Raw genomic sequence first — 11,995 nt, forward strand, 5'->3', positions numbered from 1 at the left:
TCCCGTTCAACCGTGAAGAGGCTTCCCCGGGTTCGTGCACGGGCTCCGATGCTGACAACCCGAACTGCGGTGTCTGCTTCTCGCCTTGCGATGACGACACCTTCGATCCGCCGGTTCTGTCGTACGAAGCTCAGATCATCTCGTTCCAGCGTGCAGCTGATTTCGCTGCTGACTCGACCTCGCCGCTGCTTGGTTCCAAGCTCGCTTCGAACGTTGACGTCCGCGCCGACTTCCTGACCGACGGCTGGATGCGTCTTGGCCTGAACCCGACGTCCGAGCCGCATACGCTCTCGGCTTCGACCGAAGGCGAAGTGTTCAGCGGTCTGCCGGCTACCGGCTTCGCTGTTCAGAACTTCGTCAATGCCAATGTGACCCCTGGCAAGCTGGCCAACTACTCCGGCCTGTTCAAGCACAAGGGTTCACGCAGCTGCGCAGCCGGTACCCCGACTGCTCCGCTCGCTTGCTCCTGATTGTGATCTGAGTCAGGTTTCAAGAGTATGGAGAGCCCCGCGAAAGCGGGGCTTTCTTTTTTTTTAAGGTCCGAGGGTCTATGCTTCGTCCTACCCCTCGAGTCGTGAGAGATTCCGCAGTGTTTGAACATATGAAAAATTCCATACTGGGTGCCGTCGGAGCAATTGGTCTCCTCGCCGTATTTCTAGCGCCAGCAACCAGTACAGCCGCCAACTTCCCGGTTACGGTCAAACGTCTGTCGGTGACCCAGTGCGCCATGACCGGATCGATGCTGAATATCGACCCGGCGACGGGAAATGTATCCATTGATCTTGGTGCGGACTTCAATTGCTATCCGTCGCCAGTCGGCGCGTTGGCAAACAATGCCTCACTGAGCGTAACCGGGCCGACTACCGTTGGTGGCGGAGTCGATGGGGTGGGCGGTGTCAACCTGATCCTCAATACGGGCTTGTCGACAACGACGCCGGGCGTGACCTGCGTGCCGGATAGCTACATATCCACCAATGTCAACATAACCTCAGGCTGGACAAATGCCCTCTGCGGTCCTGCGAATTGCGGCCCGACCGTTGGGCGCGCTGTTGCCGTGCAGAATCCCTCGGCAAGCCTGGATGGAAGCATTACATTCAAGGCGAAGTGCACTTATCAGGATCAGACCAACGCAAACCTGGTCTCCGAGCGAAGGAATATCAATTCCTCGCCGTCGGTGACAGTGTTGCACGGTACGACGCCGCAGGTGAACTTCTGCCAGAGCGTTTCCGAACTTTCCAACACCTATGGCCTCACACCAGAAATGCGCCAGTTGACCGGTACCGTAACTGGTGGGCTCTATCCGGGAAGCGGCCTTGATTTCACCGAGTACACGTCAGTATTTGGTACTGCCTTGAACACCTATCCTACGGGCAACCCAGACAACGTCGGATACGGATTCCCCGGGGACAACCCGACCAATGTGCAGATCGGCCTGCAGCGGAACAAGTATATTTCCTTCAAGTTCCGCGCCCCGAGCAATACTCTCTGGACCGTGCCGCCATACGTGGGATCCCTGCTGGTAATTCCGGGCAATGCGTATACGCTGGCATCAATCGCACCATGCCCTGGTCAGTTCGCAAGTGACCCGAACTTCCCGAACAATCTGGCATGTCATATTGTGGGCAAGCAGTCGAACCTCAATTTCGAAATTAACGCAGGCAGCACGGCCAGGTGCCAGCTCATCCCGGGTAACACGTACTATCTGAACCTGATCAATGCGTCTTTCCCGAACCTGACGACGACCACCTGTCCGAGTTCGCAGTGTTCCCCGAAGGTCAACAGGCAGGGCCAAAACCCTTGATCCTGGCAGGGTAGAAGGGATTCGTTGATCTGCAATAGTGCTTCAAAAGATACGACGCCGGCCTCCGGCGTCGTATTGCTTTGAGCCACAACGCAACCATCTTCGTTGGACGGCGGGTGTGCAGGGGAAGTGCCTTGTCTTCGGCAGCCAGGCGTTTGCCGGATTCACTGGCAAGGCCCATCACCGCCAGGAAAGGATTCGTGAACCAAAGCTTGATCGCGCAGTCAAACCAGCGCGTCTTTCATTTGACTGCGCAGTCCGTTCGCAAGCCCTTTGCCACCACTTGCCATGATCCCGTGGTGGCTTGTTCGAAATACCCAATGGAGAGCTCCACAGTGCATACTTTCGTTCGCATGCTGCTGCCAGCAGTTGCCCTGATACTCTTCGCGTCGAGCGCCAACGCGCAAGACAAGTATCCGCCTGAAACTGTCGTGGCAAAGCGCGGCGATGCCGTTGTAACGATGCTCGACGTCGACGCTGCATTACTGGGCGTACCCGCTCGGCTACGTGCCAACGTCATGAATAATCCAAAGCGCATCGAGGAGTTGATCGAAGGCTTGCTGATCAATCAGCAACTGGCGCTGGAAGGCCAGGAGCTGGGCCTGGATGACAATGCAGTCTTTCAACAGGCGGTGGCCCTGCAACGCTATCGGATGCTTGGTGAGCAGCGTTTGATTGCCTATCGCACCAGCATGGACCTTGGCGATGTAGAGGAACTCGCGCGCGAGCGCTACATGGTCAATCCGGACGCCTATGCCATTCCTGGATCTGCCTCCGTGCGCCATATCCTTGTCGACACCAAGTCCCGGTCCGAGGAAGACGCTCTCGAACTGGCCAAGGAAGTACATGCAAAGGCCGTAGCTGGCAGCGACTTTGTCGTTCTGGTCAAGGAGTATTCCGATGATCCGTCAAAGGAAAGCAACGAAGGCCTGATTCCGAATGCCGAATCCGATGGCCTTGATCCGGCATTTGCCGCAGCCGTCAAGGATCTGAAGACCACCGGCGAAATATCGCGTGTGGTCAAGACACAGTTCGGCTATCACGTGATTGTCCTTGTCCAGCGCATGCCCTCGAAGCCCCGCAGCTTCGATCAGGTCAAGGAAAAGATCATTGGTGAACTGGAAGGCACGATGCGCGATGCCCGTGTCCAGGAACACGTGGATAGCCTGAAGGGTATTGAAATCGAGGCGGTGCCTGAGGTCGTGGCCTCTCTGCGTACGCGCTACCTGCCGGAATCGGAAGTGCAGGCAGTCGGCGACAAGTCCGGCAATTGAGCTCTCGTTTGATACGGGTCAGTAGAGTCGTGCAGGCAACAGATGCACGACAGGGTCTAAATTCGGCCCGGCTACTGGCCTCATCGTCGACGTCCAGTCGATGAAACACGATCATCCGCACCAGTCGGGATTGTCTGGTGACGGCATTGTTCAGGTCTGGCCATTCCTGGTGGGCCTGATCAACGGGGAAGCGATGCGATGAGTCAGGCGACTCTTGCAACACATTTCATCTGGCGGGAGTTGCGTGAACGATACCGTGGCAGCTTCACGGGATTCGGTTGGGCGCTGCTTCAGCCATTGCTGCAACTGGCGATCTACGCGTTTGTTTTCGTGCAGATTTTCAAAGCACGCGTTCCGGGTGCGGATGCGCCCGGCTATGTGCCGTTTCTAGTGGTCGCAATGTGGCCCTGGGTTGCCTTTTCCGATGCCGTTGTCCGATCAACCACGGCAATCCAGGACAATGCGGCCCTGATCGGCAAGGTGGCGCTGCCGCGTGAATTGCTGATCCTCGCCCCATGCAGTGCCAGTTTCATGCTGCACGGTGGTGGTTTCATCGCCATCCTGGTTGCGCTGGCGGTCGCTGGCCAGGGTGTGCAACTACAGAACCTGCCGATTGCCCTGCTTCTGTATGTTCCGATGTTTGCGTACACCTTTGGTGTTGCGTTGCTCTTCGCTTCGCTGCAGGTCTTCGTGCGTGATCTGGCGCAGATGCTCGGACAATTGCTCATGCTGATGATGTTTGCCGCGCCCATTTTTTACGACCGGGCCAACTTGCCCGAGCAGTATCGGGGATGGCTGGATCTCAATCCGTACACTTTCTACGCAGAAGGTTTTCGCAGCATCCTGCTCGGCCATGGGTCGTTTCCATGGACCTCCTTGCTGATTGCCATCCTCATAGCGTCGGTGACGCTGTTCATCGGGCACTGGGTTTTCAAACGGCTTGATCCTCACTTCGAGGACTTCCTGTGAACGAAATGCTGGTGCAGGCTGCCGGACTTGGCAAGGCATACCCCAAGGCGCACCGCTCGGCCGATCGCATGCGAGCGCTTGGAAGATTGCTGCGTGGGGCCACGGATGCCGATTCGCAATATGTGGTTCGCGATGTCGACCTTGGCGTCAGGCGCGGTGAGTCGATCGCCGTTGTCGGGGAAAACGGCGCGGGGAAGTCCACTCTTCTCAAGTTGATAACAGGCGTGTTGACGCCTACCGCTGGCAGTGTCCAGGTGTTCGGCAAGGTAGGTGCATTGCTCGAGCTTGGCGCCGGTTTCCACCCCGAATATACCGGGCGGGACAACGTCGCCATGGCCGGAGCCCTGCATGGCTTGTCGCGCGATGAACTCGATTCCCGAATGCAGGAAATCGTACACTTCGCTGACATTGGCAACTACATCGATGAGCCGGTCAAGCACTATTCATCGGGCATGGTGGTTCGCCTGGGCTTCGCGATCATTGCATCGTTGAAGCCGGATCTTCTGATCACGGATGAAGTACTGGCCGTGGGTGACGAATCGTTCCAGAAAAAGTGCGTGCGCTGGATGGAAGGCTATCTGGCCGAGGGCGGCACCCTGCTGCTTGTTTCCCACAGCATGTACCACGTGCAGAAGCTGTGTCGCCATGCGCTCTGGTTGAGCCAGGGAAGTGTCATGCAGTACGGCGATGTATTTGACGTGACCCAGGCCTACCTGGCCTGGCACGAGCGCAAGCAGTCCACGGCGCAGAAAGCGGAGTCAAAGGCTTCCGGGCTCGAATTCGAAATCGAGAGTCTCGAAATCAACGGACAGGAAGGCAAGCTGGCGACCGTCATGTCGATGGGTGAGTCGCTCAGGATCCTGTTGCGCATCCGATCCCGCGACGGACGTGAACCGGTTGCCCTTTTCGGTATCACCCGGGCAGATGGAACCCCCGTGTACGGGGTCAGTTCGGAAATGGAAGCCCTGCCGCTGGTGCAGGATTCAAGCGGGTTCTTCAGCGCCGAAATCGAATTTTCGGATATCAGTCTCTTGCCGGGCAGCTACAATGTTCTCGCACACGCGCTGGACACCGAAGGTGTACGCCTGTTTGATACGGAAGAGCGGGGGCTGACCGTCCGAGGTGAAACGCGCGAGTTCGGCATGGTCCGACTTGCCCATCGCTGGGTTGATGCAAAGGAAAGGTCGATTGACTGACAAGGGCGCCAAACTGGAATTTACCGGCGAGCGCTTCACACCCGAGTGCGTGCGCGAGATCTGGTACGAGCATTGGCACCGCTATGCGTTTGCCTTGCCGCTGGCCAGCGGCAAGCGCGTACTCGATGCGGCCTGCGGGGAAGGGTATGGCTCCAATCTGCTGGCCAGCTCGGCGGCCGAGGTCGTGGGGGTCGATATTTCCGCACAAGCCATCAAACATGCGCGATCAACCTATGCAGATCGCAAGAATCTTCGTTTCGAGCAATCCGACGCCGCCAGCCTCGGATTTCCGGACGCGTACTTTGATGTCATCGTCTCCTTCGAGACGCTGGAGCACTTGCAGGCACACGAGGAGCTGGTGGCCGGATTTGCCAGGGCGCTGGCCCCGGATGGCGTGCTCCTGATCTCATCGCCTGACAAGCATGCCTATAGTGAGGTTTCCGGGTTCCGCAATGAATTCCATGTGCGCGAACTCTATCGCGACGAGTTGCTGGCCCTTCTGAGCCCTCATTTTCCGCAGATTCGGCTGTACGGCCAGAAACTTCTGTTCCAGTCTGTCCTCTGGGCCTTGGATGGTGCCGGTCATGGCGATGCATCCTATACGGCCACAGGCGACAGCAAGTCGATTACACCCGGCCTGGACTATGCACCCCTGTATTTCGTTGCTGCCTGCTCCCGCCAGGTACTGCCAGCCTCGCTCCCGGCAACCTCCTGGTTCGGCGATCGCGAAGAGTCGGTCTATACCCATTACAATGGCGAGGTTCGCAAGAACATGAGCGCCGGCGCACGAATCGCCGAACTGGAAGCCGAGATTGACCGGCTTCGCGACTCCACCGCGACCAAGGCGCCGTCACAATGGCTGCGCTGGTTGCGCCGACGATGAACCCAGAATACCGATGAGCACAACCCCCGAATTCCAGATCAGTTACGGCAACCTGCCGAATGCCACCCCGTCGACGCACGCCTCCTCCGATGCGCCGTTGTACGCGGCCATTGATGCCATGGTGGCCCCGTTGTCCAGCGAAGAGTACGCATTCATTGCGAGGGACTCGGGTGAACGCCACGTACTCAGCCATCATGTGCTGCAGTCGCTCGACCAGTGCCGCGAATTCCGCAGCATTGACGAACATGTCGCGCGCGTGACCGCCGTGGTGCCGGGGCTGACCCAGCAGGATCGGATTCGCAAAGGCCTTGAGGGCCTTGCATCGACCGGCCTGCTCATTTCCGACCAGGATTACCTGAACCGGCTCGAGCGCTCGGTCGAAACCGAGCCACGCAGTCTTCACGCGATCTACATCCGTGCCTGTGACCGGCCAGAGCAGCTGCAGACATTGCTCGATTCATTGGCAAACTACGAACGCAAGTTTCGGGTGGCCAGGCCGATCGTCCTGCTTGATGATTCGGTCGAGGAAAAAAACCGCGACCGCAATCGCGACCAGCTTCGCGAGTTCGCGAGGGCGGTAGGTAACCCTGTCAGCTATGTCGGGCCGGCCGAGCGTGGAAAACTGCGCCAGCGCCTGGCCAAGGCGGTGCCACATGCTGCGACGAGTCTGGAGTGGTTGCTTGAGCGAGGACCGCGCACCCGACGTGGTGGCGGTGGTCGATCCTGGAACATCGCGTTGCTGCTTTCGGCCGGGCGCATGTTTGCCTTGCTCGATGAAGATTTCCGCTTCCCGCTGCATCGACATGCCGATACGCGTCCAGGCATGGACCCGAATCCTGCATCGGCTGCATCGGCGCGATTCTATCGGCGTCTCGATGATGCGCTCGATGCGGGCGAGGCAGAAGAACAGGATCCCTTCGAGGAGCATCTTGCCGTTTGCGGCAATCGGCTCGGCGCAACGATTACTCAGGCGGATTACCGTATTGATCGCGAGAGCCTCCGCGGCATCAACCTCGGCCGGCTTGAGCACCTCCGAGGTGATTCGCGCATTCTCTACTCGCTGAATGGAACCTGCGGAAGTTCGGGCGCCGAAAGCGCGTTGTGGCTGTACCAGCTCGATGCCGAAAGTCGTGCGGAGTTCTGGGCGGATCGCGATGCCTATCTGCGCAATATCGAGGCGCAGAGCCTCTGGTATGGCTGGTTGCGAGCCAAGCCCGCAACCCAGGCGTATTTCTCGCCGTTTCTGTTCGACAACCGTGAGATGTTGCCGTGCACGAATCCGGATGGTCGCGGTGAAGACGGTCTGGCCAGTGCCGCCACGCAGTACTGCCATCCGGGCTCGCTGGTCATGCACTTGCCGTCCGCGATTGGCCACGCGCAGGAGAGCTCGCGCAAACGCTCCGATGTGACCATGGCGCCGCTGACGCCGCGATTCAATCATTTCCTGCGCGACTATGTTTCAAATCAGGTCGGTGGCGCGAAAGCCCATGATCCACGGCGGCGGATGAACCTGCTCGGCGAGCTGACGGCTGATCTTGCCCATTCCGACACGGCAACGATGGCTGCATCTCTTAATGAGTATCTGGGTTTTGTCCGTGCCGATATTGTCGAGCGTCTGCAAAACCAGTTTGAATTGCTGCCGGATGCGCCCGTGTATTGGCAGGCCGATGTACGCCAGATTGTGCGCAACAACGGCAATGCCTTGCTGAAACAGGGTGCGCCGCGGCTTGCCGATTGGAGTGAAGGTATCGACGAGCAGGGCTGTGCGGATGCTGCGCGCGAAGAACTTCTCGACATGGCCCAGGCCTGGCGTGACTGGCCTGCCATCTGGGATGCAGCGCGCGGGCAGGGCGAGCGCCTGATCGGCGGACTCTGAGCCGGGGCGGGCAGACGCCTTTTGGCTGCGGTGGTGATTCCAATCCGAGGGTGCTGCCGAGCGGCGGACATGCATGAAGCGACGTTGCGCACTCTGCTGTCGGTTCCGCCCATGCGGATGCCCCAATCATGTTATCCAGTGTTTCCAGTGTCCGGAGCCCAGGCTCGACCAACCAATACGGTCGCGGGAGATCAATGTGACTGCCCCGAAGTTGCGAGCCTTCACGCCCAAAGCGTTCATGCATAGCTTGCTCTCCCCGAGTTACTGCCGGGCCCGCCTTCATTGGCGTCCGTCGGCTATTGCCGTTTTGCCTGTCGGCCCGCAGGCTTTGCCCATGCGACTCGTCCCGCCTTGGACCCGTCAATGGTCAGTGACGCGATCAGCTGCGCGCCTCATGCGGTGTTCGATGTGAAGCCTGGCGAACTCCAGCCCGGCTTGACCAGTGTGGTCGTGGTTACCGCGGACAGTGGAGAGCTGGCCGTCAATTGCGTAGCCAGCGTGCTTGCGTCGACGGCACCGATCGAACTGCTGGTCGTGGACAATGCATCGACAGATGGCCTCATTGCCGAACTGGAGAAGCGCTTTGGCGGGGACTCGCGCCTGCGCATCGTGGAACAAGCAGCCAACATCGGCTTTGGACCTGCGTGCAACCGTGGCGCCGCATTGGCCCGTGGTGACGGCCTCCTGTTCTTGAATCCTGATTGCCTGGTCCAGGATGCAACGATAGGGCGCATGCGCGAGGTTGCGGCCGGACTTGTGAATGCCGGCGTACTCGGCGTACGCGTTCTTGATCGCAACGGGGGTGTGGAAAAAGCCACGCGCCGGAGGGATCCGAGTTTGTCGCGAGCCCTGTGCTCACTCCTCGGATTGGCGCGATTCGAGAGTCGATGGCCGGCGATGGGCGGGATCAGCATGCCCCCGGCATCCATTCGCCAGGAAGCCGAGTTTGTCGATGCGGTATCGGGTGCCTGCCTGTTTCTGCCGCGTGCCGTGTTCAACGCTGTTGACGGATTCGACGAAAGCTATTTCCTGCATTGCGAAGATCTTGATCTTTGCCGGCGTGTGCGCGACGCCGGGTTCGATGTCATGTATGTGTCCGACATAACCGTACGCCACGAGCAAGGCGGATCCAGCCGTCGTCGCCCGCTTTTCGTTTCACGCCACAAGCATCGGGGCATGTGGCGCTACTTCAGGCGCTTCGATCCGGCATTTGGAAATCTGCTGTTGCGGGCTGTTGTCTGGAGCGGAATCTGGCTGCATTTCCTGCTGTATGCGCCGATCCATGGCTGGCGCCAGATCCGAGCCGGCAAAGCCTGATCCCAGCGGGCGGTATCTGCACGGGGTGTTGTTCGCGGCGAGCCTCATGGCCTGGGTCGGTCAGGGCTCGTCCTTGTCGAGGAAGCGCGACTCGTAGAGCAGCGAGTCGACGCTGGCCTCCTGACCTGGCACGAATTCGACGCCGAGATCATCGTCGCCATCGCGCACGCAGCGTGCATCCACGGCAATTACCGTTTCCTGGTCAAAAATGAAATAGATCCGACAGTCGGGGCTTTCGCCCAGTGTCCATTGATGTGGCCGGGCCAGGCGCGCTCCGCCTTGGGAAAGGTCCCTGACTTCGCTGAGCCAGCCTTTCCCAGAATGCGTAATCAGCGCCGCCGAAAATATGGGCAGGCGCGGAAAGCGGCGTTTCTCGTTCACACTCATCGATTCCAAGATAGCCGTCCCTGCTGTCCGCGCGCAAGCTGCATCCGTTCGCAGCATGATGCACATCATTGCGCGGAGAAGGGCGCGCTGAAGCGCCCGTTGCCTGCATGCATGATCAGGGCGACCGCAGGGCCGCCCTGGCCTATTGCACGTTGCTGTCCCGTTGCCGTGGATTGCGCATGCGGGATTCAGTTGCCATGGCGCAGAACCAGCATGGGCGGCGTGCGAGCTATGCGGCGTGTGCCAGCCAGGCCTGCCAGCATGACCACGATGGCCGATACCACGGCGATGGCACCGAGCTCGGGCAGCGGTGGCCAATAGTCCGGCATGCGGAACACGGTGCGTGCCAATGCAATCCCGGTGCCTGCCGCACCTGCGGCAGCGACCAGGCCGGCGAGCAGACCAAGTGCGGCGAATTCACCCAGTACCGCCGCATTCAACTGCCCGCCATTGGCGCCCAGCGTGCGCAGCAAGGCGATTTCGAAACGACGTTCCTCGGCCGTTGCGGCCAACGCCGCGAGCAGGACCAGGATGCCCGCAGCAAGGCTGAACCCAAGCACCCAGGTGACTGCAGAGGAAACGCGACCAATGATGTCGCGAATGCGATCGAGGATGGATTTGACATCGATCAGGGACAGGTTGGGCAACTCGCGCGAGAGTGCAGACAGTCCGCTTTGCGATGGCGGCAAGTGGAAACTCGAGATCAGGCTGTGCGGCAGGTCAGCCCCGTGCATCGGGTCAAGCATCAGGAAGAAATTGACCCGGAACGAATCCCAGTCCACCTCGCGGACACTGCTGATGACAGCTGTAATTTCGGAATCGCCGAAACGAAGCGTCATGCTGTCGCCAAGATTGAGTCGAAACATCTCAACCCAGCTTTCGTCCACGGACAGTTGCGCGGTTTCAGGATCCGCTCCGGGCCAGGAACCGAGAACGACTCGATTCGATGGTGGCAGTTCGTCGCTCCATGACACGCGGACTTCGCCTTCGATCCAGTTGCCCGCGCGCGAGTCGTCGCCATAATCGGCAACATCCAGCGGCTTGCCATTGATTGCGACCAGTTTGCCGGCGGCCAACGGCAGCAAGCTCAGGTTGCTCGCGCCCAGTGCGCCGAGGCGACGCTCGAAATCTTCCTTCTGGTCGCTCTGCAAATTCAGGGCGAAATAGTTTGGCGTGTCCTCGGGCAAATCTGCTCTCCAGCGATCGAGCAGAGAGGGGCCGACGACGGCCAGCAGGTCCAGTGCGGTCAGGCTGAGCGCCAGTGCGCCGACCTGGATCAGGGTCAGCGCCTTGCGTCGGCTCAGGTTGGCCAGGCCAAAGCGCAGCGCGCCTGGCAATCTTCGTGAGCTCGCTCGAATTCCCTTCAGCGACAGAACAGTGACCAGCAAGGTGGCCAGCGCCACGGCGCCAAGGCCGGCGGCGAGCACCCCTGCCAGCTGGGAGGATCCGCTTTCGAGCAGGATGAGCAGGCCGCCGACCGCGAATGGCAGCAGGTACAGCGCGTCGAACCGGCGCAGACGAGGTTCAATATCCTTGCGGAATACGCGCATGGGCTCAACATCACGCAGGCGCATCAGGGGCGGCATGGCGAATCCGAACAATACGGCAAGGCCGATTGCAAAGGCGGACATCGCAGGTGCGAGCGGCAGCGCCGGCGTCGCGCCGCCGAGCAACTCGCCAGCGAACAGGAAAGCGACCTGCTGCATGCCAACGCCCAGCAAGGCGCCGAACACGCAAGCCGGAAGGGCCAGCAATGCCAGTTCCAGTGACAGGGCGAGCACGATTTCACTGCGATTGGCACCGAGACAGCGTAACAGGGCAACTTCGTCAGTCTTGCGCCGCGCGAAGCGCTGGGCGGCAAGGGCCACGGCGATGCCGGCCAACAGGGCCGCGAGCAAGGCCGCGAGGCGCAGGAAGTTTTCTCCGCGTTCGAACGAGGTGCGCAGATTGGCCTGGGCATCGGCAACCGTGGTCAGGCGCGCCGCGGAAGGCAGGTTGGCCTTGGCCCAGTCGGCATAGGCCAGCACGTCGCCGGCATCTCCGGAAACGAGAATGCGATAACTCGCGCGGCTGCCGATACCGAGTAGGCCGCTGGCTTCGGCATCGTCCCGGTTCATCAGCAGGGTCGGTGCAAACTGGAAAACCGAGCCACCCGGAGCGCTGATGATCTCGCCAGCGATCTCGAGATCGCGTCCGCCCAGTTGCAAGGATTCGCCTACCTTGCTGGACAGGGCATTGAGCACGGCGCGATCGGCGAACACAGTGCCGGGAGCCGGGCTGGATACCGTACGC

At 60.1% G+C, this 11,995-nt stretch carries 10 protein-coding genes; 8 read left to right on the forward strand and 2 right to left on the reverse strand.

From position 1 onward, the window contains the following. The 8 genes from WBP53_RS11940 to WBP53_RS11975 form a co-directional block, all read left to right on the forward strand. The coding region (locus WBP53_RS11940) for a hypothetical protein (RefSeq protein ID WP_423929203.1) at nucleotides 1-470 on the forward strand (470 nt) is incomplete at its 5' end. 269 nt (nucleotides 471-739) lie between these two features. Further along, nucleotides 740-1,801, forward strand: a complete 1,062-nt coding sequence (locus WBP53_RS11945; RefSeq protein WP_423929205.1) for a hypothetical protein — start codon at nucleotides 740-742, stop codon at nucleotides 1,799-1,801. A gap of 335 nt (nucleotides 1,802-2,136) precedes the next feature. Further along, nucleotides 2,137-3,075, forward strand: a complete 939-nt coding sequence (locus WBP53_RS11950) for a peptidylprolyl isomerase (RefSeq protein WP_423929207.1) — start codon at nucleotides 2,137-2,139, stop codon at nucleotides 3,073-3,075. Nucleotides 3,076-3,273: 198 nt separating this feature from the next. Then, nucleotides 3,274-4,044 (forward strand): ABC transporter permease, encoded by a 771-nt coding sequence (locus WBP53_RS11955; RefSeq protein ID WP_423929209.1) that lies wholly within the window; start codon nucleotides 3,274-3,276, stop codon nucleotides 4,042-4,044. Nucleotides 4,045-4,049: 5 nt separating this feature from the next. After that, nucleotides 4,050-5,240, forward strand: a complete 1,191-nt coding sequence (locus WBP53_RS11960; protein WP_423929221.1) for an ABC transporter ATP-binding protein — start codon at nucleotides 4,050-4,052, stop codon at nucleotides 5,238-5,240. Next, nucleotides 5,233-6,123: a methyltransferase domain-containing protein gene (locus tag WBP53_RS11965; RefSeq protein WP_423929211.1), complete on the forward strand. Its 891-nt coding sequence runs from the start codon at nucleotides 5,233-5,235 to the stop codon at nucleotides 6,121-6,123. The genes WBP53_RS11960 and WBP53_RS11965 overlap by 8 nt, the downstream gene beginning before the upstream one ends. Nucleotides 6,124-6,136: 13 nt before the next feature. Further along, a complete protein-coding gene (locus WBP53_RS11970) occupies nucleotides 6,137-7,999 on the forward strand; it encodes a hypothetical protein (protein WP_423929213.1) in 1,863 nt (620 codons plus the stop codon). Nucleotides 8,000-8,362: 363 nt separating this feature from the next. After that, on the forward strand, nucleotides 8,363-9,316 hold the full coding sequence (locus WBP53_RS11975) for a glycosyltransferase family 2 protein (RefSeq protein ID WP_423929215.1): 954 nt from the start codon (nucleotides 8,363-8,365) through the stop codon (nucleotides 9,314-9,316). 60 nt (nucleotides 9,317-9,376) lie between these two features. Here the strand turns inward: WBP53_RS11975 and WBP53_RS11980 are convergent, their stop codons facing one another. Together WBP53_RS11980 and WBP53_RS11985 are read right to left on the reverse strand one after the other, a co-directional pair. Then, entirely contained in the window at nucleotides 9,377-9,697 is a 321-nt protein-coding gene (locus WBP53_RS11980; RefSeq protein ID WP_423929217.1) for a PilZ domain-containing protein, read from the reverse strand. Nucleotides 9,698-9,891: 194 nt separating this feature from the next. Then, on the reverse strand, nucleotides 9,892-11,995 hold a 2,104-nt coding region (locus tag WBP53_RS11985; protein ID WP_423929219.1), incomplete at its 5' end, for an ABC transporter permease.

It is taken from the genome of Dokdonella sp. (assembly GCF_049593775.1).
In the GTDB taxonomy this organism is placed as follows: Bacteria; Pseudomonadota; Gammaproteobacteria; order Xanthomonadales; family Rhodanobacteraceae; genus Dokdonella.